General features: G+C 70.5%; 21 protein-coding genes. 1 reads left to right on the top strand and 20 read right to left on the bottom strand.

Annotation, left to right across the window (positions count from 1 at the left end; all coding sequences use genetic code 11):
* Positions 1 to 63: 63 nt before the first annotated feature.
* From ACFYP5_RS25070 to ACFYP5_RS25150, 17 genes are all read right to left on the bottom strand, one after another.
* Entirely contained in the window at positions 64 to 2,643 is a 2,580-nt protein-coding gene (locus ACFYP5_RS25070) for a polynucleotide kinase-phosphatase (RefSeq protein WP_389039985.1), read from the bottom strand.
* On the bottom strand, positions 2,640 to 4,118 hold the full coding sequence (locus tag ACFYP5_RS25075) for a 3' terminal RNA ribose 2'-O-methyltransferase Hen1 (RefSeq protein ID WP_389039987.1): 1,479 nt from the start codon (positions 4,116 to 4,118) through the stop codon (positions 2,640 to 2,642). Before ACFYP5_RS25075 ends, ACFYP5_RS25070 begins: the two co-directional genes overlap by 4 nt.
* Positions 4,119 to 4,170: 52 nt before the next feature.
* On the bottom strand, positions 4,171 to 5,127 hold the full coding sequence (gene mmuM / locus ACFYP5_RS25080; protein WP_389039990.1) for a homocysteine S-methyltransferase: 957 nt from the start codon (positions 5,125 to 5,127) through the stop codon (positions 4,171 to 4,173).
* 91 nt (positions 5,128 to 5,218) lie between these two features.
* Positions 5,219 to 6,142, bottom strand: a complete 924-nt coding sequence (locus ACFYP5_RS25085; protein ID WP_389039993.1) for an LLM class F420-dependent oxidoreductase — start codon at positions 6,140 to 6,142, stop codon at positions 5,219 to 5,221.
* A 114-nt stretch (positions 6,143 to 6,256) separates the two neighbouring features.
* A complete protein-coding gene (locus ACFYP5_RS25090) occupies positions 6,257 to 6,793 on the bottom strand; it encodes a DUF6099 family protein (protein WP_389039995.1) in 537 nt (178 codons plus the stop codon).
* A 123-nt stretch (positions 6,794 to 6,916) separates the two neighbouring features.
* A complete protein-coding gene (locus tag ACFYP5_RS25095; protein WP_389039997.1) occupies positions 6,917 to 7,276 on the bottom strand; it encodes a nucleotide pyrophosphohydrolase in 360 nt (119 codons plus the stop codon).
* Entirely contained in the window at positions 7,273 to 8,481 is a 1,209-nt protein-coding gene (locus tag ACFYP5_RS25100; protein ID WP_389039999.1) for an ATP-binding protein, read from the bottom strand. Before ACFYP5_RS25100 ends, ACFYP5_RS25095 begins: the two co-directional genes overlap by 4 nt.
* 55 nt (positions 8,482 to 8,536) lie before the next feature.
* Complete coding sequence (locus ACFYP5_RS25105; RefSeq protein WP_389040002.1) at positions 8,537 to 8,935, bottom strand: cell division protein SepF; 399 nt, start codon at positions 8,933 to 8,935, stop codon at positions 8,537 to 8,539.
* 104 nt (positions 8,936 to 9,039) lie between these two features.
* Positions 9,040 to 10,308: a cytochrome P450 gene (locus tag ACFYP5_RS25110; RefSeq protein ID WP_389040004.1), complete on the bottom strand. Its 1,269-nt coding sequence runs from the start codon at positions 10,306 to 10,308 to the stop codon at positions 9,040 to 9,042.
* Positions 10,305 to 10,919: an ATP/GTP-binding protein gene (locus ACFYP5_RS25115; RefSeq protein ID WP_389040007.1), complete on the bottom strand. Its 615-nt coding sequence runs from the start codon at positions 10,917 to 10,919 to the stop codon at positions 10,305 to 10,307. Before ACFYP5_RS25115 ends, ACFYP5_RS25110 begins: the two co-directional genes overlap by 4 nt.
* Entirely contained in the window at positions 10,897 to 11,250 is a 354-nt protein-coding gene (locus tag ACFYP5_RS25120; protein WP_030979254.1) for a DUF742 domain-containing protein, read from the bottom strand. The genes ACFYP5_RS25115 and ACFYP5_RS25120 overlap by 23 nt, the downstream gene beginning before the upstream one ends.
* A complete protein-coding gene (locus ACFYP5_RS25125) occupies positions 11,247 to 11,672 on the bottom strand; it encodes a roadblock/LC7 domain-containing protein (RefSeq protein WP_389040010.1) in 426 nt (141 codons plus the stop codon). Before ACFYP5_RS25125 ends, ACFYP5_RS25120 begins: the two co-directional genes overlap by 4 nt.
* A complete protein-coding gene (locus ACFYP5_RS25130; protein ID WP_389040013.1) occupies positions 11,669 to 13,075 on the bottom strand; it encodes an ATP-binding protein in 1,407 nt (468 codons plus the stop codon). Before ACFYP5_RS25130 ends, ACFYP5_RS25125 begins: the two co-directional genes overlap by 4 nt.
* A gap of 92 nt (positions 13,076 to 13,167) precedes the next feature.
* Positions 13,168 to 14,166, bottom strand: a complete 999-nt coding sequence (locus ACFYP5_RS25135) for an MBL fold metallo-hydrolase (protein WP_389040015.1) — start codon at positions 14,164 to 14,166, stop codon at positions 13,168 to 13,170.
* A 235-nt stretch (positions 14,167 to 14,401) separates the two neighbouring features.
* Complete coding sequence (locus ACFYP5_RS25140) at positions 14,402 to 14,941, bottom strand: ricin-type beta-trefoil lectin domain protein (RefSeq protein WP_389040018.1); 540 nt, start codon at positions 14,939 to 14,941, stop codon at positions 14,402 to 14,404.
* Positions 14,942 to 15,189: 248 nt separating this feature from the next.
* Complete coding sequence (locus ACFYP5_RS25145; RefSeq protein WP_389040021.1) at positions 15,190 to 16,362, bottom strand: Gfo/Idh/MocA family protein; 1,173 nt, start codon at positions 16,360 to 16,362, stop codon at positions 15,190 to 15,192.
* Between the two features lie 238 nt (positions 16,363 to 16,600).
* The gene (locus ACFYP5_RS25150) at positions 16,601 to 17,401 is read right to left on the bottom strand and encodes a DeoR/GlpR family DNA-binding transcription regulator (RefSeq protein WP_389040023.1); all 801 of its coding nucleotides are present in this window, start codon (positions 17,399 to 17,401) and stop codon (positions 16,601 to 16,603) included.
* 185 nt (positions 17,402 to 17,586) lie between these two features.
* On the opposite strand from ACFYP5_RS25150, the gene ACFYP5_RS25155 reads away from it, so the two are divergent.
* The gene (locus ACFYP5_RS25155; protein WP_389040025.1) at positions 17,587 to 18,471 is read left to right on the top strand and encodes an SIS domain-containing protein; all 885 of its coding nucleotides are present in this window, start codon (positions 17,587 to 17,589) and stop codon (positions 18,469 to 18,471) included.
* A gap of 158 nt (positions 18,472 to 18,629) precedes the next feature.
* On the opposite strand, the gene ACFYP5_RS25160 is transcribed toward ACFYP5_RS25155, so the two are convergent.
* From ACFYP5_RS25160 to ACFYP5_RS25170, 3 genes are all read right to left on the bottom strand, one after another.
* On the bottom strand, positions 18,630 to 19,655 hold the full coding sequence (locus ACFYP5_RS25160) for a TrmB family transcriptional regulator (protein WP_389040028.1): 1,026 nt from the start codon (positions 19,653 to 19,655) through the stop codon (positions 18,630 to 18,632).
* Between the two features lie 188 nt (positions 19,656 to 19,843).
* Positions 19,844 to 23,692, bottom strand: coding sequence for a S8 family serine peptidase (locus ACFYP5_RS25165; protein WP_389040031.1), 3,849 nt, complete (start codon positions 23,690 to 23,692; stop codon positions 19,844 to 19,846).
* A 287-nt stretch (positions 23,693 to 23,979) separates the two neighbouring features.
* On the bottom strand, positions 23,980 to 24,510 hold the full coding sequence (locus ACFYP5_RS25170) for a hypothetical protein (protein ID WP_389040034.1): 531 nt from the start codon (positions 24,508 to 24,510) through the stop codon (positions 23,980 to 23,982).
* Between the last annotated feature and the right edge of the window lie 123 nt (positions 24,511 to 24,633).

Raw genomic sequence — 24,633 nt, forward strand, 5'->3', positions numbered from 1 at the left:
CATCCTCACCGCGCGGAGCGCCGTTCACCCGGCGAATCGCCACCTGCCTCTGCGACTTCGGGATCAGAGCCGCGGGTCGACGGGCTCCGACTCCAGGGCGAGCACCGCGAACACCGCCTCGTGGACCCGCCACAGCGGCTCCCCGTCGGCGAGCCGGTCCAGCGCCTCCAGTCCCAGGGCGTACTCACGGAGCGCCAACGACCGCTTGTGGCCGAGGAATCGGGAGCGCAGCCGCTCCAGATTCTCCGGACGCGTGTACTCGGGGCCGTAGATGATCCGCAGGTACTCCCGGCCGCGCACCTTGATGCCCGGCTGGACCAGCCTGCCCTTTTCGTCCCGGACGAGCGCCCCGAGCGGTTTCACGACCATGCCTTCGCCGCCGCTGCCGGTCATCTCCAGCCACCAGTCGATACCGGCGCGGACCGATGCCTCGTCGCCGGTGTCGACGACGAGCCGCCGGGTCACCTGGAGCAGGCCGGTGGGGTCGTGCTCCACCAGCCGGTCGAGCCGGGCAAGCTGCTCGTCATGCGGTACGGATGCCAGCGAGCGGCCCCGCACGGCGAGGATCTGGAACGGGGCGATCCGCACCCCGTCGAGGCCCTCGGTGGACCAGCAGTAGCGACGGTAGGCGTCTGTGAACGCCGCCGCGTCGGCCGTCCGGTCCTGCTGACGCGCGGCCAGGCCGGCGACGTCGACGCCGCGGGCTGCTGCCGCCGCCAGCGCCGCGTTGGCCCCGGGGAGGACGGCACCTGACGCGGCGCCGACCGCCGCGTACTGCGAGCGGAGCAGGCCTCCGGCCTTGAGGGACCAAGGCATCAGCTCGGCGTCGAGCAGCACCCAGTCGGTGTCCCACTCGTCCCAGAGTCCGGCGGCGGTGACGGCCGTGCGCAGCCTGCCGAGGATCACCTCGGACAGTGCGGCGTCGTCCAGGAACGGCCGTCCGGTACGGGTGTGCAGCGCCCCGGTCGGGCCCTCGACCCCGAACCGCTCCCGGGCCGCTTCCGCGTCACGGCAGACCAGGGCCACCGCGCGCGAGCCCATGTGCTTCTCCTCGCACACGACCCTGGCGACACCGTCCGCACGGTACTGGGCGAACGCCTCGGCCGGGTGCTCCAGGAAGCCTTCCTCGTGGGAGGTGGCGGTAGGCGCCATGGTCGGCGGCAGGTAACCGAGCAGCCGCGGGTCGACGGCGAACCGGCTCATGACTTCGAGCGCCGCCGCGGCGTTCTCCTCGCGCACCGAGATCCGGCCCAGGTACCGGGTCTCCACGATCCGGCGGCCCTGCACATCGGCGAGGTCCAGCGGGCGGCCCTCCCGGCCTCCGGGTGCCTCGGTGGTCAGCGGCTTGGCGGGCTCGTACCAGACCCTCTCGGCCGGTACGTCGACGAGTTCGCGCTCGGGCCAGCGCAGGGCGGTCATCTTCCCGCCGAAGACCGCACCGGTGTCCAGGCAGAGGGTGTTGTTGACCCAGGAGGTGCTGGGCACGGGGGTGTGGCCGTAGACCACGGTTGCGCGGCCACGGTACTCCTCCGCCCACGGGTAGCGCACGGGCAGGCCGAACTCGTCGGTCTCGCCGGTGGTGTCCCCGTACAGCGCGTGCGAGCGGACCCGCCCGGAGGTGCGCCCGTGGTACTTCTCGGGCAGCCCGGCGTGGCAGACGACCAGCTTGCCGCCGTCCAGCACGTAGTGGCTGACGAGCCCGTCGATGAACTCCCGCACCTGCTCCCGGAAGGCCGGGTCCTTCGCGTCCTCCCGGTCCAACTGCTCGATGGTCTCGGCGAGTCCGTGGGTGTGCTGGACCTTGCGGCCCTTGAGGTAGCGCCCGAGCTTGTTCTCGTGGTTCCCCGGCACGCACAGCGCGTTGCCCGCGGACACCATGGACATGACGCGGCGCAGCACACCGGGGCTGTCGGGGCCACGGTCGACGAGGTCGCCGACGAAGACCGCCGTACGGCCTTCGGGATGCGCGCCGTCGACGTAACCGAGCTTGCCGAGCAGGGACTCCAGCTCGGAACTGCAGCCGTGGATGTCACCGATGATGTCGAACGGACCGCTGAGATGACGGAGGTCGTTGTAGCGGCGCTCGAGCACCACTTCGGCCTGCTCGGCCTCCTCCTCGGTGCGCAGGATGTGCACCTTGCGGAAGCCCTCGCGCTCCAGGCCGCGCAGCGAACGCCGCAGCTCGCGACGGTGACGCTGGACGACATGGCGGGGCATGCCGGCCCGGTCGGGGCGGGCTGCGTTGCGCGCCTGGCAGACCTCTTCGGGCAGGTCGAGCACGATCGCGATCGGCAGCACGTCGTGGCTGCGGGCCAGCTGCACCAGCTGCTTGCGGCTCTCGGCCTGGACGTTGGTGGCGTCGACGACGGTCAGCCGCCCGGCGGCGAGCCGCTTGCCCGCGATGTAATGCAGCACGTCGAAGGCGTCGCCGCTGGCGCTCTGGTCGTTCTCGTCGTCGGCGACGAGCCCGCGGCAGAAGTCCGAGGAGATGATCTCGGTGGGCTTGAAGTGCCTGCGAGCGAAGGTGGACTTGCCGGAGCCACTGGCCCCGACGAGAACGACGAGGGAGAGGTCGGTCACCGGCAGCGTGCGGTGCGCTCCGGTGCTCTTCCCCGTGTCGTTGCCGGTGTCGTTGTCGGTCATGCTGCCTTCGCCTCCTTCTTCTCGGTCTCGTCCTCGGCGGTCTTCGTGAAGACCGCCAGCTGCGTGGGCGGCCCCACCTCGGGGTCGTCGGGCCCCACCGGCACGTGGTCGACTCCGTATCCGTGCCGCTGCGCCACCTCCTGCGCCCAGGCCCGGAACTCCGCCCTGGTCCACTCGAAGCGGTGGTCGCCGTGGCGCACATGCCCGGCCGGGAGACTCTCCCAGCGGACGTTGTACTCGACGTTCGGTGTCGTCACGAGCACCGTCTGCGGCCGGGCCGAACCGAACACCGCGTACTCCAGCGCCGGCAGCCTCGGCAGGTCGAGGTGCTCTATGACCTCGCTGAGGACCGCCGCGTCATAGCCGGCCAGCCGCTTGTCGGTGTACGTGAGCGAGCCGTGCCGCAGCGTGACGCGACCGGCCTGCCGCTCCCCCATCCGGTCGAGCTTGAGGCGGCGCGAGGCGATGGTGAGAGCGCGCATCGAGACATCGACGCCGACGATCTCCGTGAAGCGCACGTCCCTCAGCAGCGCCTGGACCAACTGACCCTGTCCGCAGCCCAGGTCGAGCACCCGGCTCGCCCCGGCGGCACGGAGCGCCTCCAGGATCGCCGTGCGCCGCTGCTCGGCGAGCGGTACCGGCTTCTCCTCGGTGTCCGTCGTCTCGTCCACGGCGTTGTCGACGCTCTCCACCGCGAGGTCGTCCAGCTCGGCGAGCCGCACCAGCTCCAGTCGTTCCATCGCCTGCCGGGTCAGCCCCCAGCGCCGGGACAGGTAGCGGCTGGTGATCAGCTTCTGCTCGGGGTGGTCGGCCAGCCAGCCGTCACCGGCCCGCAGCAGCTTGTCCACCTCGTCGGGCGCGACCCAGTAGTGCTTGGCGTCGTCGAGCACCGGCAGCAGGACGTACAGCTGCCGCAGCGCGTCGGCGAGCCGCAACTCGCCCTCCAGCACGAGCCGTACGTACCGCGAGTCGCCCCACTCCGGGAACTGCTCGTCCAGCGGTACGGCCACGGCGTCCACGCTCGCCCAGCCGAGCGGACCGAAGAGCTTCGAGACGAGCTCGGGGCCGCCGCGCGCCGGGAGCGCGGGCACCTCGATCCTGAGCGGCATGGGGTCCGCCGCGCGCTCCGGCCGGGCCCGGCACACACCGTTCAGAGCGGACTTGAAGACAGCGCTCATCGCGACGGAGAGCAGAGATGACGCCGCGTACGGGCGGTCGTTCACGTATTGCGCGAGCGCCGCGTCGGGGGCGCCGCCCCGGCCCTTTCCCTTGCCGCGCCGCACCAGCGCCACCGGATCCACCTCCAGCAACAGCGCGGCCGTGCAGCGCTCGGCCGATGCCTCGGGGTAGAAGACGTGCGCGGTGCCGTGGGACGTGGAGAACTGCTGCGCCTTCTCGGGATGCTTGTGCAGCAGAAAGCCGAGGTCGGTGGCGGGTCGCTCCGGCGTACCGGTCGTACTGATTGTCAGGAACACACGTCCGAGTATGGTCCGGTCACTCGCCCCCCACCAGGCATTTTGTTGATGCCTACGGTTCCGGCTTCCCTCCTGCCCCTGCTGTCCCTCCAGACTGTCCTGTCCGTCCCGCCTCCAACAGCCCGGCCAGTCTCGCGATCGCACCGGGGCCGACCCGGCAGCAACCGCCGACCAGCCGGGCGCCGGCCGCCTGCCAGGCGCGCACCCGGCCCGGGTCGAAGGTGGCACCCCCGGTCCACACCCGGCCCTCGGCGTCCCACCGCTCACCGCTGTTCGGGTACACGACGACCGGCTTCCCTGTCACCTCCGCCGCCGCCTCCACCGCACGGTCGGCGTCGGCCGGATCGCAGCAGTTCACTCCCACAGCCACCACGCGCTCGTGCCCGGCGGCGAGCGCGAACGCCGTCTCCAGCGGCTGCCCGGCCCGGGTCCGGTCCCCGGCCACGCTGTAGGAGAGCCAGACGGGCAGCCCGCACCCCTCGACCGCCCGCAGCAGTGCCTCCGCCTCGTCCACGTCCGGCACCGTCTCCAGTGCCAGCAGATCGGGTCCGGCGGCAGCCAGCGCCTCGATCCGGGGCCGGTGGAAGCGCTCCAGCTCCCGGACCGACAGGCCGTACCGGCCGCGGTACTCGCTGCCGTCCGCGAGCATCGCCCCGTACGGACCGACCGAGGCGGCGACCCAGATCTCCCGGTCCGTCGCACCGCCGGCCCGCCGGGCCAGTTCCACGCTGCGGACGAAGAGCTCCGCCGCCCGGCCCCGGCCGATCCCCCGTCGCGCGAACCCCTCGAACGTCGCCTGATAGCCCGAGGTGATGAGCACCTGCGCACCCGCCCGCACATAGGCCAGGTGCGCAGCCTCGATCTGCCTGTCCTCGTCGAGCAGCAGCCGGGCCGACCACAGCTCGTCGGACAGATCGCAGCCCTGCGCCTCCAACTGGTTGGAGAGGCCTCCGTCGAGCAGGACCGTGGACTCGGCGAGCGCGGCGGCCAGCGGACGGTCGGGTTGCACAGGTGCTCCTCTCAGCGACTCGTGTTCACCTGCTCCTGTTCACCGGTCCTGTGTCCACCTCGGTCCGGTGTCCCCTTCACTCGGGACCGGCTCAGTTCAGCTGCGGCTGGACCTGCGAGGAGATCAGCTCCAGGTGCTCCAGATCGTCCAGGTCGAGGACCTGGAGGTAGATCCGCGACGACCCGATCTCGCCGTACTGGCCGATCTTGTCGACCACTTCGGCGGGCGAGCCCGCAAGTCCGTTCGCCTTCAGCTCCTCCACGTCTCGGCCGATGACCGACGCACGGCGGGCCACCTCGGCGTCGTCCTTGCCGACACAGACCACCAGGGCGTTGGAGTACACCAGGTCGTCCGCACCGCGCCCGGCCGCTGTCGCAGCTTCCCTGACCCGCCCGAACTGCTTCTCACTGTCCTGCAGCGAGGCGAACGGGATGTTGAACTCGTCCGCGTACAGCGCGGCGAGCCGCGGTGTACGCGTCGCACCGTGACCGCCGATCAGAATCGGCACCTTGGCCTGGGCCGGCTTGGGCAGCGCGGGCGAGTCGGTGAGCTGGTAGTAGGTGCCGTCGTAGTGGAACTTCTCGCCGACCCCGGTCGCCCAGAGGCCGGTGACGATCGCCAGCTGCTCCTCCAGCCGGCCGAACTTCTCCTTGGGGAACGGGATGCCGTACGCCTTGTGCTCCTCCTCGAACCAGCCCGCGCCCAGGCCGAGTTCGACCCGGCCACCGGACATCTGGTCGACCTGGGCGACCTGGATCGCGAGGACACCGGGGAGCCGGAAGGTCCCCGCGGTCATCAGCGTGCCGAGCCGGATCCGCTTGGTCTCGCGCGCCAGCCCGGCCAGGGTGATCCAGGCGTCGGTCGGGCCGGGCAGCCCGTTGCCCGCACCCATGTGGAGGTAATGGTCGGAACGGTAGAAGGCATTGAAGCCGAGGTCCTCGGCGGCCTTGGCGACAGTGAGCAGAGTGTCGTAGCTCGCCCCTTGCTGGGGCTCCGTGAAGATTCGAAGATCCATGGATCCATCCTGCACCTCCGAACGCCGGTCGTCCCTACTCCCACTGCGTGTGCGGCCCGGTGGCGGACCCGATCGCAGCCGGTCGGCCGCGGCCAGGTGTGCCGGCGGGCGCGGTCACGGCTGGCCCGCCGCCGAGCCCGCCGGTCCGCGGACCGCACCGCGCGGGCCCTCCCGCCCTCTCCCCCGCTCCAGATCGTGCTGCCGCTCCCGGTCCTGCTCCGCAAGGCGCCGGAGCATCCCGTGCACCCGGTCCAGCGACTCGTCCGCGGCGTCGATCGCCTCTATGCACTGCCAGTAGAGACTCTCCTCGTCGGTGTCGCAGGCCACCGCGACGAGAGCCATCCCCACTTCCCCGAGCAGCGCGCCGAGACCGGTCAGAGTCGCACGCGGATCAGCGACCTCGGAGAGCTGGGCAGCCCGTGCCACACCGGTCCGCACCACCGGATGGTCCGGCGCCCCGCTCCCCCTCCCTCCGATCTCACTGAGCCCTCGCGCCTCACCGCGCAACTCCTTCGGCCCGCTCGCCGCCAGCCGGTCACCGATCGCCTGGGCCAGCGCCTGTGCCTGCCAGGCCTCCGCCATGATGGACGGCGTGCCCCGGCTCTGCGCCAGAGCTCGCCGACTTACCCCTATGAGCCGCTCCGCCTCCATGCGTTGCCCCCGTCCGTACGAAAACCGCTCACCTCATCCATTACCCACAGTGAGGGGAGTGGCACCGAAAGGCCAGGGGATTTCGGAAATCTGTGGACAGGAAGTCGATTGTGGATAAGTCGATTACTCCGAAGAGTGACGATCTTGGAGGTCCGGTCGCTCCGGAACCGGAAAGCGCGCCTCGTTCCGACCAATTTTCTCCGCCAGCGCCGCCAGCGCATCGATGCCCAGCACCTCGCAGAACTGCAGCAGATACGCGAGCACGTCCGCGACTTCGTCCGCCACCCGATGCGCCGTCTCGGGCTTCTCCATCACCCGTGCCGACTGCTCGGGCGTCAACCACTGGAAGATCTCGACCAGTTCGGACGCCTCGACGCTCAGTGCCACCGCCAGGTTCTTCGGGGTGTGGTACTGCTCCCAGTCCCGTTCGGCCGCGAACGCGGCGAGCCGTCGCTGCAACGCCTGCACATCAAGTTCTGTCACGGTTCCAGGTCTACCACTGTCACACCGGCCGTCCCGCGGGCCTCGGAGGCGGCCGCCTCCGCGACCGTGCCCACCAGCCGGAGATGCCCGGCCGCGCCGATCGACGCCGCCAGGGCCAGCAGCCGGCGCAGCTGGCGTCCGTCCAGGTCCCGGTCGAGGCCGTCGGCCAGCACGGTGAGGGTCTGCATGGCCGACGGCACCTCCCCCGCCCCCTCCATGGCCAGCACCCCGGGGCCGGTGAGCAGCACCAGGGCCAGCGCCAGATATCTCAACTCGCCGTCGCCGAGCCGCCCGACGGGGGTGCGATGACCACCGTCGCGCTCGACCAGGGCGCGCACCTTTCCGTCCGCGAGCCGCTCGACACCCAGTCCTTTCACGGTCCCCGCGCATCCGGCACCGGCCGCCGCGACGAGGCGGGCATGCCGCTGACCGCACTGGGTGTGCGTCCGTTCCAGCACCGCCGCCAGATTGTCGCAGCCGCGACGCAGCCGGTCCTCGCCGCTCGGCACCGGCGCCCGCATCCGCTGCGGCTGCGGTTCGCAGGCGAAGACCGACCGCAGGGCCACCACCATCTGTTCTGCGGCGGCCAGGACCCGTACCTGCCCCTCGGTCGTTCCCGCGACCCGCAGCGGCAGCAGGGCCGTGCCGAGCACGTCGTCCGGCAGTGGGGCGCGGGTCACCGGGACCGCGCCTGCCGTGTGCCAGGCCGCCTGGACCGTCGAACGCCCGGGATCTCGCAGGGCGGTGGTGAGGAGGGTCTCGCCGCCGCCGGTCAGCCGTTCGCCGACGATCCGGAGAGTGGGTTCGGCCTGGACGGCGAGATCGAGCCGGACCTGACCGGCCGGGCCGTCCGTCGTGCAGCCGATCCGGAAGCCGCGGCGGCCCTGCGCGTCGGCGGCGGCCCGTTCGGGTACGTACGCCTCCGGGTCCGGGAACACCTCGGTGAGCGGGTCGCCGGACCCCAGCCTGGCCAGTGCCTCGTACGCCCGCAGCGCGCTGGACTTGCCGCTGCCCGCGGCCCCGGCGAAGAGCGTGAGCGGCCCGATCGGGAGGACGGTGCCGCGGTGCGAGGCGAAGGCGGAGAGCCGCAGTTCGGTCACGACGGGGCCGGCGGAACGGGCAGACCGGGCGGCGGACCCTGATCCGGAACGGACATCAGGGGAAGCGGGCGGCAGCGGGGTGGCCCCCGGGCAGAGTGCAGTCATGAGCGGACCGTACTCACGCCGTCGGTCGGCGAACCGTTCCGTCGGACGGACCTTCCTACGATCGGGGTACGCCCGCCGTCGCAACCCCCTCCACCTCCATGCCGACCGGCGACAGCAGAAAGACGTTCCGGTCGACCCGGTGCATCCCGCTGCCCAGCCCGAAGACCACTCCGCTGGCGAAGTCCAGGATCCGCTTGGCCACATCGGTCTCGGCGCCGGTCAGATCGAGCAGCACGGGGATCTGTGCGACCAGGTACTCGGCCACCTCCCGCGCGTCCGCGAAGACCTGCACCCGCAGCACGACCATGCGACGCTGTTCGGCGGTCTCGTGGTCGTCGGCGACCGTGCGGTGGTCGACCCGGGACGGCCACTCGTTGCGGCTGCGCAGCGGTACGACCTGGGCCAGCCCCTCCCATTGCTCGTCCGTGACGTCGTACCTGTCGTATCTGCTCACCGGACCACCCCGTCTGTGCATCGGTCGGCGTTGCGCCGGCTGCGCTCGCTGTTCATCGGGCAATTCTCTCGCCCCTCACCCGTTCGGCGTACCAGCGACACGGGTCAGTGGCTGATCGACACCTCCGACGGACCCCCGGGCTCCGCGTCCGGGCTCACCTCGAGCGGGGTGAAACGGACCGGCAGATGCACCAGCGCGCGGTGGAACGGACCGGGCCGCCACATCAGTTCGCTCGCCGGGACGGCCAATTCCGCATCGCACAGCTGGCTGGTCAGCTGCTCGATCGCGGTCATCGCGATCAGCAGCGCCGGCTGCTTCGCCGGACACCGGTGCGGCCCCGCCGACCAGGCCAGATGCGCGCTGCCGCCGGAGCGCACACCGGGGTCCGAAGTGGCGGGCTCGGACTGGGTGTTGGCGGCCGCGTAGGAGACCAGCAGCAGCTGTCCTGCACGCAGCCGGACGCCGTGGAACTCGGTGTCCTGGCGCGGGTAGTGGGCGGCCAGATTGGCCAGCGGCGGGTCCTGCCAGAGGACCTCGTTGATGGCTTCGTGGGCGGTCATCGCGCCGCGTTGCAGCGAGCCGGCGTAGCGCGCGTCGGTGAGCATGTGGAGCAGCGCGTTGCCGATCAGATTGGTCGTCGGGTCGTGACCCGCGCTCATCACCAGCGTGATCTGACGCACAGTCTCGTCGTTGTCGAGACCGGCCGGGTGGCCGAGGAAGTACGAGGTGAGATCTCGGCGGGGCCGGGCGCGCCGGTCGGCGACGAGGCGGGTGACGACGGTGACGAGATCGGCGTACGCGGCAGCGGCGTCATCGGCCGAGTTGAACATGCCGCCGATGCCCTCGACGATCCGTTCGCGGTCCTCGGGCGGTACGCCGAACCACGTGGTGAAGACGTGCAGCGGGAGTCGTCGCGCGTACTGGGCGACGAGGTCGCCGCTGCCGGAGGCGGCGAACTCCCGGATGAGCCGGCGGGCGACGCGGGCCACCTCGGCCCGCAGGACGTGCGGTTCGATCATGGCGAGGCCGTCGTTGATGGCGTCGCGGTAGCGGGCGTGCACGTCGCCGTCGCTGAAGAGCGCGGTCGGCCGGTAGCCGAGCATCGGCAGGACCGGTGAGTCGGCGGGAACGGTGGCCTGCCAGGCGCGGGGGTCCTTGGTGAAGGTGTGGGTGTCGCGCAGCAGATCGACGGCCGCCTGGTAGTCGGTGACCAGGAGGGCGTCGATACCGGCGGCGATCCGGACCGGCGCGAGCGGGCCGTGGGCCCGAAGCCGCCGGTAGTGGCCGTGCGGATCGGCGGCGAAGTCCGGGCCGTACAGCGCGAGTGGCTGCGGCGGCTGTACGGAGCGCGCGGAGGCGACAGGAGGTGTCATGACGGGTCCTGAGGCTGGGGCAGGCGGGTCAGCACGTGCTCGGCGAGGGCGATCAGGGCGTCGATGCTGCCGCGGCGATCGCGGGCGTCGCACTGCAGCAGGGGGGTGTCGGGGTGGAGATCGAGGTGTTTGCGCAGCACCTCGTCGGGGTGGGCAGGGGCGTCCGGAAAGCGGTTCACGGCGACGGCGTACGGCAGTCCCTGCTCCTCGACCATGTCCATGACCGCGAAGGAGTCACCGAGCCTGCGGGTGTCGACCAGCACGAGGGCGCCGAGGGCGCCGCGCGCGATGTCCTCCCAGAGCGGGAAGAACCGTTCCTGGCCGGGGGTGCCGAACATGTAGAGCACCAGGTCGTCGAGGACGGTGAGTCGGCCGAAGTCGACGGCGACCGTGGTGGTGGTCTTGTCCGGCAGTCCAGCGGTGTCGTCGAGACGGGTGCTGGACTGGGTCATCGCCTCTTCGGTGTGGAGCGTGGGTATCTCCGACAGCGTACGGATCAGGGTCGTCTTGCCCACGCCGAAGGGACCCGTGACGACGAGCTTCATCAGGGTCTGGTCGGCATGCGGCAGATAGCCGATGCCGGTCCGGTCAGTGGAGGGAGCGGAGTCCAACGAGCAGCCTCTCGACGAGCGACCGGTCGGTCTCCCCGGCGCTGGGGATCGGCGGTCGGGTGTGCAGATGTCCGGCGGCCGCGAGGTCCGTGGCCAGGAAGACGGTGGCGCTGACCGGAAGGTCCAGGTGGGCCGCGCATTCGACGACGCTGAGGGCGCCCGGTTCGAGCAACTCGCACAGCCTGCGCTGCTCCGAGCCCGTGTCGTCGGGCAGGGCCGAGTCGGTGCGTACGAGCACGGCGAGCCGGTCGAGTGCGGGGCCGGTGGGCCGGGTCCGGCCACCGGTGACCAGGTAGGCGGGGATCAGACGGCGTCCTGGACCCGGGGTCATGGCCGGGCGGTGGTGTCCGGTCGGCGGGCGGGTGCGTTCATCGCCCGGGTCAGCGCGGTGACCTGCACCTGCATCTGGTACGCGATGTCGCCGAGCTTGGCCCCGGGTTCCGCGAACAGCGCGAGCGTCGTGTTCTTCCCGGCGGGGACGACGATGGCGAAGCCCTGGTCGGACTCGACGACCGTCTGGGCCAGCTGCGGCGCCTCGACGTCGGTGAACGCGGTGGTGAAGGCCCGGGCCGCGGCGTGCAGGGTGGCGGTCATGGCGGCGACCCGCTCGGCGGAGGCGCGGTCCAGACCGGGGGAGGCCCCTTCGACGAGGCCGTCGCCGGTGGCGACCACGGCGTGCTGCACTCCGGGCAGTTCCAGCAGCGGGGTCAGCACCCATGCGAGGTCACCGGTGGTGGGGGTAGGGGTGCTCACGTCTCGTCGTCTCCTTGGTCGTTCCGGTCGTCCCGGCAGTTCCGGTCGTCCTGGCCGTCTCTGGTGTCATGGTCTTCCGCTTCCGGTGGGGCGGCGGGGACGCTGCGGCCACTGAGGGTGCCCTGCTGGAGAGCCGCCCACGACGCCTCTGCCTGTTCGGGAGTACGGGGCGGCGGTGGGGCGGCCGGGGTCACGGCGGCGGCCGGCGCGGACCGTACGGCTGCAGGACGGGGTGCGCGGCGGCGCCGGCTGGGCAGTCCGTTGCGCTCCTCGGCGGCGGGTTCCGGCTCTGCGGTGGGCTCCGGCCCGGCCGTGGGAACCGGCTCGGCAGCAGCGGTGGTGGCGGTGTGCGCGTGCATGGGCTTCGGGGCGAGGGCGGAGAGGCTGCGGTCGTCCTCCAGCACCGTCAGGAGGTGGGCGGGGACACGCAGAATCGTACGCATCCCGCCGAAAGGTGAGGGCTCGATATGGCAGCTGAGGCCGTACTGGACGACCAGCCGGCCGACGACGGCGAAGCCGGTCTGCGGTGGATCGCCCAGCTCGGTCAGGAGTACTTCGGAGGGGCCCGCCAGCAGGGCGCGGGCCCGTTCGAGCGCGTCGTCGTCCATACCGATGCCCGCGTCGTCGACCACCAGGAAGGCGCCGCGACCGCCGCTCTGCTGGACCGTCACCTGTACGTCGGTGTCGGGGTGCGAGTAGGCGGTGGCGTTGGCCAGCAGTTCGGCGAGCGCGATCGCGAGGGGTTCCGCGGCGCGGGCGACGACGGCGAGCCACTCGTCGCGCAGATGGTTGGCCACCTTGATGCGTTCGTAACCGGCGACGCGGGACTGGGCGCCGAGCACGATCTCGACGAGCGGCGAGCTCTGCCGGGCCAGGCCCGGCCACGCGTCGCAGAGCACCGCGGTGGCCTGGGTGCGGCGCAGCGCCAGTTCATTACGGAAGTCCAGCTGCAGGATCCGCGGGTCGTCGTACTCGTGCTGGAGTTCGTGCAGCAGTTGCTGGGACTGGTTGAGCAGGGACTGGATCTTGGCGGAGGTGCCGCGCATCGCCGCGCGGGCCGCCGCGTCGACGCGCTGCCGCTCCTCGATGACCGCGGCTCGGGCTGCCTGGACCGCCTCGGTCAGCAGCCGCGCGGAGCCGCCGTCGACCTCGGCCGCCTCGCGCAGGCCGGGCACCGGCGCGCTGGGGTGGGAGAGGGCGAGCGCGGCGGCGGGTATTCGTTTCTCGGCCAGTTGCCTGATCTCGTCGGTGAGGGCGGTGGTACGGGCATCGGCCGCCTTCGCCTGGCGTTCGGCCAGCTCGACGCGGGCCCAGGCCACATTGGCGTCACGAGCCGCGTTCTGGGAGCGGACCACGGCCGTCACGGCAGCGACGACGGCGATCAGCGCCACGATCCATGCCATGCCGTCACCGCATTTCTGTTGTCGGGTCCGTCTCCCTGCCCGGGCGGCGGGAGATCCGGTTGTCACCCCGCGCGGCCTGCCGCCGCACGGGACTACTCCTCTTCTTGCGCGGAGAGTTCTTGCGCGGCGACTTCTTGAGCGACGACGGCGACATCGGTCATCACCTGCAGCACACCGGGCAGTTCGGACCCGTCCAGCTGCCGGTACTCGCTGCCGATCGTCACCACGAGCCGTTCGGCCAGACCGAGTTCGGGGTGGCGCCGCTCGCCGATCACCCGGCGGGCCGCTTCCAGCGCAGGCACCCCGGCCGCATGGAGGGCATGGGCGCGATCCCGTACGTACTCGAGGTAGCCGATGTGTGCGCGCACCCCGGCCGGGTCGAGGACCGGACCGTGGCCGGGGACGATGGTCTGGGCACCGGTGGCCAGCACCTGTTCGCAGGCCGCGATCACATGGGAGAGGGGGCCCGCCCAGTGCACCGGGTGGTCGCCCGGCTGCTGCGGTGTGGAGGCGAAGATGACGTCGCCGCTGAACACGGTGCGCTGCGCCGGCAGGTGCACGATCAGGTCGCCCGTGGTGTGGGCGGGGGGCAGGGCCGACACCTGGACCGGGTACTCCCCCAGAGTCAGTTCGAGCTCCCCGGTGAAGTACGTGGTCGGCTGCACCGGTTCGGTCTGCGACCAGTCGAAGGTGCCGAAGTGGCGCTTGAGGTATTCACCGAGCGCGGTGGCCGGATCGCCGCCCTGGACCAGCGCGTGCTGCTGCTTCGGGGTGGGTTCGTAGTGGATGTGTTCCCGGGCCTCGCGGGTCGCGATGACCTCGGCGTCCGGGAGCACGCCCGCGCCCCAGAAGTGATCCCCGTTGGCGTGGGTGACGATCACCCGGTCGATGGAGGCACCGTCGGGCAGCCGCTTCGTGGACTCGGCCAGGAACTGGCCGGCGAGTACGGGGTCGTACGGGGTGTCGATCCAGATCGCGCCACGCCGCGAGGTGAGCAGGCCGCAGTTGGCGAGACCCCAGCCGCGTTCCGGCGGGAGCCACGCGTACAGGTCCCGCCCCAGCTCGACGAAGTCTCCACCCGTGATCGACATGGACGCGATTATGCCGACCCCGATCCGGCCACGCGTTCGAGCCTGGCCGACGCGCGCCCTGGTTGGCGCAAAATCGACGGTCCTGCTCGGCTATAACGGTCCGGTGGTGACGGTACGAGACCGGCCACCGCCTCCTCCGTACGACATCTTCCGGACGATCCCCTTCAATTCACCCGACAGCGCCCCGCATCGCGGCGACCGCCGAGCGGGCGGTCGCCGCACCGGAATACGCCGATTACCCACCGAGCATGGCTGAAAACAGATGCGGAGAAACCTCCGGTGACGGCGCCCGACGGCGCTGCCCCGGAGGTCCTCCCGACATCGTGGCCAGGTGCGGCTGGTACGTGGCGGGCACCGCCCACTGCTGGTTGGCGCCGCCGTGGCAGTCCCAGAGATCGAGTGCGGTCCCACTGGTGCTGTCACTGCCCGGGACGTCCAGACAGCGGCCGGAGGCCTTGTTGACGAGCGCGTGTGTGGAGGTGCTGTACGTCCACTGTTTGGCCGTGTCCGTGACGGCGCCCCCGGCGCCCGTACCGGCGCAGTCGCGGACCAGGACGGCCGCTCCGTTACCCGTGCCGGCAGCGGTCAGGCAGGAGTCGGAGGGCAGCCGCAGGGTGCTGTCGGCCGCCTTCACCCATGCCTCGTTGTCGTTGCCCGAGCACCCGTAGAGATCGGCCACCGTCCCGTCCGAGACGCCACCCGACGCGTCCACGCACTTTCCGGCCAGACCCGTCACCGGTCCGCGCACCGAGTTGCCGACGGCGAGGTTCTGCACCGTGCCGCCGCTGACCGTGTCGGTCCGGTCATCGACGCGCAGGCGTTCCCGCTGTTCGAGGTGGAGGAGACCGCGGCGGTGACCGTACCGCCGTTGCCCTTGGGCAGCCCGAAGCGGGCGTCACTGAACGGCTGGTCGTAGCAGGTGGCGCGGGGGTCGTTCCAGGTGCACGATGTGCGAGTGAGATCCGTCGGACAGGGCCGAAGCCTTGTCCGACACTTCCCGGTCAGAATCCGGCCAGAAGATTCCTAGCGAACCTGACCGCGTTCGAAGTACGCGATCAACTCGGGGTCGAGAGCCGGCACCTCGTACGGTGCACCGCCCTCACGGAGCGAGCGGGTCGCGAGCACACCGGCGGCGACGCTCATCCGGGCGGCGACCGGAGAGGTATCGGTGACGCCGCCGTCGCGGACGAACCGGCAGAACTCCTCGATGATCCGGCTGTCCCCGCCGCCGTGCCAGCCGTTGGCCTCCGGCACCCGGTAGGTGATGTCGGCCTCGGCGCGGTATCCGCTGGGGCCGGTGTTCCAGACCTTGACCTCGTCACCCGGGCTGTCGCCGAAGTTCTCCAGCCGCCCCTCGGTACCGATGACGGTGTAGTTGCGCCAGTAGTCCGGGGTGAAGTGACATTGCTGGTACGCGGCCACAACGCCGTTGTCGAGCTGCATGTTCATCACCGAGACGTCCTCGACGTCCACGATGTGATGCAGGTCCTTGCGGGCCGTCGGCGGCCAGTCGAACTCCCGCAGCCAGTTGTCCGGTCGTGGGGTGTCCGCCTCGCGGCGCGGCAGGTCGCCGTAGAGGAGGAGGTCGCCGAGAGCGTTGACCCGACGGGTGTAGCCACCGGCCAGCCAGTGCAGGACGTCGATGTCGTGCGCGGCCTTCTGGAGCAGCAGTCCGGTGGTGCGCGTCCGGTCGGCGTGCCAGTCCTTGAAGTAGTAGTCACCGCCGTAACCGACGAAGTGCCGCACCCAGACGGCCTTCGGCTCGCCGATGTCACCACGGGCGATGATGTCGCGCATCAGCCGCACGACGCCCATGTGGCGCATGTTGTGGCCGACGTACAGCCGGGTCCCCGTCTCGTACGCGGCGCGCAGGACGTTGTCACAGCTCTCGACGGTGATCCCGAGCGGCTTCTCGACGAAGACCGCCTTGCCGGCCCGCAGGGCATCGATGGCGATGACCTCGTGGGTGTCGTCGGGGGTGGCGATGACGACCGCGTCGAGATCGTCCCGGTCGAGGAGCAGCTTGTAGTCCTCGACCGCGACATCGGTGCCGAAACGCTCGGCTTCGCGCTGCCGCACCTCGGGGTCGAGGTCGCAGACGGCGGTGATCGCCGAACCCTTACCTGGGTGGTGGGCGGAGGTCGCGATGGAACGGCGGAGGCCGAGCCCGATGACGCCGAGTCGCAGGTCTGACACGGAGGTCCCTTCTGTCTGTGCCGGTGGTGCGGGCGGAGACCGCTCACCGTCGATCGAGGCCTCGCACTAGGCGCACACCGCACCTCGGCGGAGTGACCGCCGTTCTGTCGCAGCGACAGTCCTATCGTTCAGACGGTGCGCATCGGTGGCAAGAGTTGTTCATTTCTCCGGCACAACAAACATTTGCAGACACTCACGAGGAGAGGGAAAGGCAACGGCGTCCAGCCGAGGACAGCTGTCACACAGCGATGACGGTGACACCCGCCTCGGTGAAGCGGGCTTTCGCCTCGTCGGTGATTCCGCTGTCGGTGACCAGGAAATCGACCTGGCTGAGATCGCAGACCCGGGCGAAGGCCCGCTTGCCGATCTTCGAGGAGTCGGCGGCCACGACCACGCGCTGCGCCTGCTCGGCGAGCAGCCTGTTGATGCTGGCCTCGCCTTCGTGATGGACGTACGCCCCGCGCTCGGTGTCGATGGCGTTGACGCCCAGTACGGCGACGTCCAGGGTGATTTCGCCCAGCACGCCACTGGCCAGCGGGCCGGTGAGCTCGTACGACTGGGGGCGGGCCACTCCTCCGGTCACCACGATCTTTATCTGCGGCCGGATCACCAGCTCATTGGCGATGTTGAGGGCGTTGGTCACCACCGTCAGCGTCGGCTGACCGCTGATCCCGGGGCCGGTGTCACCGACGAGGTCGGAGCGCACGGCCAGCGAACGGGCGACCTCGGTGATCGTGGTGCCGCCGGTCAGTCCCACAACTTCGCCGACTGCGACGAGTTCGGACACGGCGCGGCCGATGGCCTGCTTCTCCGGGGCGTGGCGTCCCGTCTTGTAGCGCAGCGCCAGCTCGTACGAGACCCCGTGTGCGACGGCGCCACCGCGGGTACGGGTGAGCAGCTGCTGCTCGGCAAGCTGGTCCAGGTCACGCCGGATGGTCGCGGCCGAGACATCCAGCGTCGTCGCGGCCTCCTCGACCTCCACCCTGCCGTGCTTCCCGACCAGCTCCAGCAGCGCGTTCCACCGGGCATCCCTGGACAAGAGAACTCTCCTTACGGGTCCGGGATTCGAGCACCCATCCCCTTGGGCACGGTCACCGGACACGCGCAAGCGTGGCACAAGGCTCTGATCAGTCAAGTCTCCTGCAACAAGGATGCTTGATAGTGCTTGTAGTTCACCTATAACGTGCGTGAACGAGCATCCCATCACCTGTACGGAGTGCAAAAGTGTCGTTTGTCGAGATTGAGACAGCCAGTCAGCCGGAGTGCTGGCAGCGCGCCGCCGAGCTGGCACCGAGCCAGTCGGCCGCACTGCCCGCCACCGGGGAGCGCATCGCCGTCGTCGGCTGCGGCACGTCGTTCTACATGGCCCAGGCATACGCCGCGCTCCGCGAGGAATCCGGTCAGGGTGAGTCCGACGCGTTCGCCGCATCGGAGTTCCCCTTCGGCCGCCGCTACGACCGGGTCGTCGCGCTCACCCGCTCGGGCACCACGACCGAGGTGCTGGACCTGCTGGGACGGCTCCGCGGCGTCACCCGTACCGTCGCGATCACGGCCGACCCGAACACCCCGGTGATGACCGCGGCCGACGAGGTCGTCGTGCTCGACTTCGCCGACGAACAGTCCGTGGTGCAGACCCGGTTCGCCACCACGGCGTTCACCCTGCTCCGCGCCCACCTCGGCCTGCACACCGACGCCGTGGTCCGCGACGCGGAGACCGCACTCGCCGAGCCGCTGCCCGAAGGCCTGCTGGACTGCGCCCAGTTCACCTTCATCGGCCGGGGATGGACGGCCGGCCTCGCCAACGAGGCCGCGCTCAAGATGAAGGAGGCGTCGCTGTCCTGGACGGAGTCGTACCCCGCGATGGAGTACCGTCACGGTCCGATCAGCATCGCCACCACCGGCACCGCAACCTGGACGTTCGGCGCCGCGCCGGAGGGACTCATGGAGCAGGTGCAGTCGACCGGGGCCCGCTGGGTGGAGAGCGGCCTGGACCCGCTGGCCGAGCTGGTCCGCGTCCAGCGCCTGGCGATCGCCCGCGCCGAGGCGGCCGGCATCGACCCGGACAGCCCCCGCCACCTGACCCGCTCGGTGGTCCTCGCGGACGCCTGAGCGGCGGACGGACATCGTCGAGGGCGCACGCCGTTGCCCACAACGGCGTGCGCGGCGGCGCGTGCGACGGCGCGTGCGCCGGCCTCGCCACGCCGGTACGGGGCAGCGGGACCGGCGTCCTCGCCCTTGCCGGACCGTGAACGCGCGCCGGACAGCGGTCAGGCCTCCTTCGGGCGACCGCTCGGACTTCCGTCTTCCGGCACGGTTCCCGTCGGGTCCGCCGGCCCGGCGATCCACCCCAGCCGGGCCGCCTGCCACCCCAGTTGGATCCGGCTGGCGGCACCGGCACGATCCATCAGATCCCGCACCCGGCGCTGCACGGTCCGTCGGCCCATCCTCAGCTGCCGGGCGATACCGGCGTCGGTCAGTCCGGAGAGCAGCAGCGTCAGCAGCTCGATGTCGTCGTCCGTCAGTTCGCTGCGCGGCTGGACGGCCATGGGATGCAGGGGCAGTGCGGACTCCCACACCAGCTCGAACAGCGTGACCAGCGCGTCCAGCAGCGGGCCGGGGTGGATATGGACGACCGGATGCGTACACGCTTCGCCCGAGCGCATGGTCAGCAGGGCGGTCGAGCCGTCGACGATGATCATCTTGACCGGCACATGATTCAGAACCCGCGCCTGTTCCCCCGCCTCGGCGTACTGGAGGATCTCCTCTCGCGACCCGTCCTCCTCCAGCCCCAGCCGGTCGTAGACGGTCCGGAATCTCACCCCCGGGGCCAGCTGGTCGATCTCGACCGCGTTGAGGGGCTCGGGCACCAGGTACGGCGGGGCGTCGAACCGTACGACCTCCTTGCGGGCCCGAGCCTGGATCTGGTGGTACCGCAGCGCCACCTCCTCATCGGGGACGACCTCGGTCATGTCCTTCAGGACGTCCGGGCGGGGCGCACTGCGGTACTCGTCCGCAAGCCGGTCCAGAGCCCCGCGGGCCTTCGTCAGCTCGGTCATCCGCGCCAGGAGCAGCACCTCCCCCGCTATGTCCGGAGGGGAGGGAATCAGCTGTGCGGGCTGATCGTCGGTGGTGGTCACCAGCCCCCTGTCGACGAGTCCGCCGACCGCCTCCTCGACATGCCCGGCACCGAGGCGGAGAAGCTGCTGGATCCGCTCCGCATCGGTGCGCCCCGTGCGGACGAGCAGTTGGTACACCTGCGACTCGGCGGTGCTCAACCCGAGCGTCTCCAGCATCTGTGTATCTCCCTCGTGGTCTCCGAGGAGCCCCGTTCACCTGGTGAAGTGGCATCACGACGGATCCGAAGCGTTCATGAATGTGATTACCATACGGCCGGTTGTACGAGTGGGGCGCCGGGCGCAGGAAGATTCCTCTCCCTGCGCCCGGCGCCCGGTACCGTCGGACGGCCTTCTGGTTCAGGACCTCACTTGAGGGCGTAGGCCCGGGTGATGGTCTGGACGGTGCGGCTGCCCGCGGAGTCCCAGACCTCGGTCCTGAGGGTCACGAAGCCGTTGGTGTCGGCCAGCTTGGGATGCCACAGCAGCGCCTGGAAGGAGTTGTCGTCCTTGCGCAGCATCGCGGCGGACTTCCAGGTGGCGCCGTCGTCGTAGGAGACGGAGACCTTGGCGCCGGCGACCGCGGTGGAGCCGGACCAGCCCTTGGGGCGTCCCGCGTCCACGGTGAAGGTGTACGGCAGTCCGGCCCGTGCCTGGTTGAGGATGTTCAGCGGCAGGTCGTAGTCGAGCAGGATCACGGGAATGGACTCACAGACCTTGGGCGTGGGAATGAACGCCGTGTCGCAGTCCTTGATGGCCATGGTGGTCGGTGCCGCCTGGCTGAAGTTCCACTCCGTGCGCATCTGGCGGCCCAGGGTGACGCCGGGGACGTCGGTGCTCAGCTTCTGGTCGAGGACGTACCGGTAGTCCGCCTTCTCCTGCGCCAGCTGGCCGAAGCCGGTGATCGGCTGGCCGTTGAGGTAGTAGCTCCAGGTGCCGGTCAGGCCCGACAGGGTGTGGGTGGGATCGTTGTCGGCACCGGCACCGCTGGGCAGTTTCTGCCAGACGTCGGTGCGGCAGAACACACACGGACCGAACTCGTACTGGGACAGGCGCGTCGGCGCATCGAACCAGCTCTGGGTGTAGGACTTGCCCGGGGTGAGGTAGGTGGCCCGCTGGCCGTTCATCGTCCACTTAGTAGAGCTGAAGCTGGCCGATACGCCCAGCTGGTACGTCACCCCGGTGCCCGCGAGGACGTAGTCGTCGCGGGTGGTGCCCTGGTAGAGGGGCTGGCCGACTGAGCCCGTGGTCACCTGCAGGGGGCCCCAGACGTTCATGTATTCGGCGCCCAGGCGCCGGGCTCCGTCGGAGTGGAACGTATTGGTGACCTTGGCGAAGTCCTTGACGTCGGCGGTCTTGGCCAGGTCGGCGGGGATCCGGTCGTCGGTGAAGTGCGGGTGGTAGACGTAGCCCGACTCCAGGACGCCCTTCAGCGCGATCCGGACCTTGTCCTTGGCCAGCAAGCCCTTGAGGGTTGCGGCGTTGTCGTACGTGGCGTGGGCGACCGGGATGGTCTGTCCGGCGGGGACGCCGCTGCCGCTCGGGCCGGGGGCGGCAGGGGCCACGATCACCGCGACGGCTCCGGCAGCCGCGGCCCTGGCGGCCTGGTCGTCGGCCCTGGTGACGTCGGCCACGGAGACCAGGACGGTCCTGCCCTTGACGTCGGCAGCGGCGAAGTCCTGCTCGGTGCCGGCGCCGAGGTCGATCAGCTCGGTGTGCTTGGTGCCCTCGAAGCGCTTCGCGTTCACCGAGGACTTCAGCGGGATGGTCACGTGCCCGGGGCCCGTCACCTCCAGCTGGACCAGCGGTTCGCGCCGGGCCATGGAGGTCTCCAGGCGCAGCGCGCCGGAGGTGGCGCCGGCACTGGGGATGGCACCTTGCCTGGTGTCGACCTGGTTGAGCAGGTTGCTCATGCCGGCGAAGCTGGCGTGGCCGCTTGCGGTGCCGTCGTTACGGAAGATGAACGTAGTCGCCTGGCCGTTCTCCAGTGGCCGGTTCTCGCCCTTGATCTTCACGCTGAGGTCGGTGGCGGTGGTGCCGTCGACGGTGAAGGTCTGGTCCCGGTCACTCACCTCGATGTCGGGCACGGTGAACAGGTCGGCCGCGTAGGAGACCGCGCCCCCGGCGGGGTCCGCCGTGTAGAGCGACCCCTCGATGGAGTACTTGCCGAGCGGTACCGACAGGGTGGTGGTGCCGTTGCCGTACAGGGTCTGGTTCTGCCAGACGTTGTTGTCCATCCCGTGCAGGATGAACTTGAGCACCTTGGGTGCGTTGCCGAAGCGGTCGGTGGCCTTCAGCGTGACATCGTGCTGCTCGACGGAAGTGACGAAGCCGAGCGCGGCGTGCACGGACTCGCCGCTGTCGGCGGTGGCGGTGAACGATCCGCCGTACTGGCCGGCCTTCAGGCCGTTGTTGTCGAGCGTGACGGTGACCTCGGCGGTGCCGCCGGCCGGGACGGTGATCCGGCCTTCGGACAGGCCCGCTCCCGACAGCGACAGCGTGCCGGCCGGGACCGCGGTGCCGCTCGCGTCCTCGGCGGCGGCCGTCACGGTCACCACGGTGTCGGTCGCGGCGTCGTTGTGCAGCGTCAGGGTGCGGCTGCGCGTGGGGTAGGTGCCCTTCTGCCACGGTATGACGCGGAAGTCGGCGGTGCCGGACAGCTCCAGCGACGGGTCGAGGGCGGCGGGTATGTCGACCCGGCCGTAGCCCTGCTGGTAGACGGTCTGGTCGGCGGCCGACTTGGCGTGCGCCGTCAGTGCGTCCTTGATCCGCTGCCCGGTCCAGTCGGGGTGGCGCTGCTTGAGGATCGCGGCGGAGCCGGCCACGTGCGGGGTGGCCATCGAGGTGCCGCTGGCCGAGGTGTAGTCGGCGTCCACCGGAGTGCCCATGGTGGTGCCGGCCGCGCGGGCGGCGACGATGTCCACACCCGGGGCGGTGATCTCCGGCTTGATCGCCATGTCGCCGAGGCGCGGGCCGCGGCTGGAGAAGTCGGCGAGCGCGTCGGACTTGTCGACGGCGCCGACGGTGAGGGCCGCGTCGGCGGCGCCGGGGGTGCCGAGGGTGCTCTCACCGGGTCCTGCGTTGCCGGCGGCGATGACGAACAGGGTGTTCGAGGAGGCGCTGAGCGAGTTGACCGCGTTGGTCAGGACGTCCTCGCCGGGGGCGTCGGTGCCGCCGAGGCTCATGCTGACGACATCGGCGCCCTGCTCGACCGCCCACTCCATACCGGCCAGGATGCTGGATTCCGCGCCATGCCCGCTGTTGTCGAGCACCTTGCCGACCAGCAGATCGGCGCCGGGGGCGACGCCCTTGTACTTGCCGTCGGAGTTGGCGCCACTGCCCGCGATGGTGGACGCGACGTGGGTGCCGTGGCCGTGACCGTCCTGGACCGTCTGGCCGTTGACGAAGCTCTGGCTCTGGACGATCTCGGACTTGATGTCGGCGTTGTTCAGGTCGGCACCGGTGTCCAGCACGGCGACCTTCACGCCCTTGCCGTCGAACCCCTTGGCCCAGGCCTCCGGGGCGCCGATCTGCGGCACGCTCTTGTCCAGTGCGACCTTCGCCTTGCCGTCGTACCACAGCTTGGAGACCCCGGCAGTGCCGGGGACCGTGGCGGCCTGGGCGCCTCTGCTGCGTGCCTGGGCGGGCTTGACCGCCTGCCAGAAGCCCTTCGCGCCGTGCTTGTCGACATGCACCGCGGACAGCCCCAGCCGGGGCATGATCCGCTCGTTGTCGCTGCCCGGCAGGTCCTCGGTCTTCTGCTTCAGGGCAGCCGCGGTCGGCTTCCCCTGGAAATCGACGATGGCGGGGACCTCGTCGGTCTTCGCGTCGCCGTAGCCGTCCCTGATCATCCGGCTGACGTTGAACAGCTCGCCGTCCACCGCGTTGGAGGCGAGGGCGGCCATGGCGTCCTCGGGGTAGACGTACAGGTCGCCGTTCTGTCCGCCGACGGTCTGGAACGTCTTGGACGTTCCCGCACCTGAGAGGATGTTCACCGACTGCTTGCCGTCCGGCCCGGTGGTCAGCGCGACCTTGTCCCCGGTGACCAGGGTCAGCGTCGAGGTGGTCGACCCCTTCTGGTGCGTGGACGGTGCGCTCGGGGCGGCCGACGGCGACGCGGCTGCCGCCGCCCCGGGTTGGCTTGTCAGCGACAGTACGACCGCCACCGCCACCGCGCCGACGGCGGCGGTGCGCCGTCTTTCGCGGGCTGTATGCATCAGGACTCCTTACGCAGGCTCAACTGGCATGCGCGTCAAAAGAACTGATGCTCGGCCGCACCACAAGGAACCAACCGAACGTCCGGACGATGCCGCGCACGCCGGAAGGTAGTTGCGTGCACTACGCAAGATCCAGATGCGAAGTGGCGGCTCTGCGTCAGATGGCGCCTTGTCGCCACGCGGGACTGCCGGGATGTCCGGTTCCGCAACCGCGAAGGGGCCCGACGGCCTTCACGGCCGCGGGCCCCGCCCCCCTTGTCACTGCCGACGGGCAGGACTGCCCCTGGCTACTCCTCGAAATAGGCGTCCAGTACGGCGTCGAGCTCCTCGGCCCACTCCTTGAGGCTGCTCCTGGCCGCCGCCTCGACTTCGGCATTGAACCAGCGGTTGGTCGACATATGGACGGTGACGGTGAACCGACGCCCGAACCGGGGCGACTTCACCTCGACCGCACCGATTTCGTCCCAGCGGAAATCGGCCTCCTGATCGTCCAGCGTGAACCGAATGCCCTCACGGTCCGCGGTGATCGAACCCCGGCGGTCGCTGACCTCGAACACAGGTCCGTCCGCTGCCTTCTCGTCCTCCTCTCCAGCCTTCTCGCCGTCCGTCACTTCCAGCGCGTCCTGCGCGCCGGAAGCGGCAGCCTCTGCGGCGGCCAGGTCTTCGGGGGCGGCGCCCTCGGGCGCCGGCTCCTCGGTCTTGCCCTGGTCCGCGTCAGGCGTCCCCGCGGGGCGGGGGGCCGTGAGACCAGGGATGTACGCCGGGTCTGTCCCTGCGGCGTACGCGGGCTGAGTGTTCGGATCTATGCGCTGCTCCACGGCGGGCAGTATGGCCGACGAACCTGTACGAGACCAGCAAGCGCCGGACGGAGCCGTCGGTGCCGCGCACGCCGGCATGCTCCGGGCGAGCGCAGACCTCGTCGCACGGGAGACGGGGGCGCA

It is taken from the genome of Streptomyces sp. NPDC005262 (genome assembly GCF_042872425.1).
Classification (GTDB): Bacteria; Actinomycetota; Actinomycetes; order Streptomycetales; family Streptomycetaceae; genus Streptomyces.

Coding starts and splice junctions, on each gene's coding strand:
- ACFYP5_RS25070 (WP_389039985.1), bottom strand. CDS start 2,643: ATGACCGACAACGACACCGGCAACGACACGGGGAAGAGCACCGGAGCG.
- ACFYP5_RS25085 (WP_389039993.1), bottom strand. CDS start 6,142: ATGGATCTTCGAATCTTCACGGAGCCCCAGCAAGGGGCGAGCTACGAC.
- ACFYP5_RS25090 (WP_389039995.1), bottom strand. CDS start 6,793: ATGGAGGCGGAGCGGCTCATAGGGGTAAGTCGGCGAGCTCTGGCGCAG.
- ACFYP5_RS25100 (WP_389039999.1), bottom strand. CDS start 8,481: ATGACTGCACTCTGCCCGGGGGCCACCCCGCTGCCGCCCGCTTCCCCT.
- ACFYP5_RS25110 (WP_389040004.1), bottom strand. CDS start 10,308: ATGACACCTCCTGTCGCCTCCGCGCGCTCCGTACAGCCGCCGCAGCCA.
- ACFYP5_RS25120 (WP_030979254.1), bottom strand. CDS start 11,250: ATGACCCCGGGTCCAGGACGCCGTCTGATCCCCGCCTACCTGGTCACC.
- ACFYP5_RS25130 (WP_389040013.1), bottom strand. CDS start 13,075: ATGGCATGGATCGTGGCGCTGATCGCCGTCGTCGCTGCCGTGACGGCC.
- ACFYP5_RS25135 (WP_389040015.1), bottom strand. CDS start 14,166: ATGTCGATCACGGGTGGAGACTTCGTCGAGCTGGGGCGGGACCTGTAC.
- ACFYP5_RS25160 (WP_389040028.1), bottom strand. CDS start 19,655: ATGCTGGAGACGCTCGGGTTGAGCACCGCCGAGTCGCAGGTGTACCAA.
- ACFYP5_RS25165 (WP_389040031.1), bottom strand. CDS start 23,692: ATGCATACAGCCCGCGAAAGACGGCGCACCGCCGCCGTCGGCGCGGTG.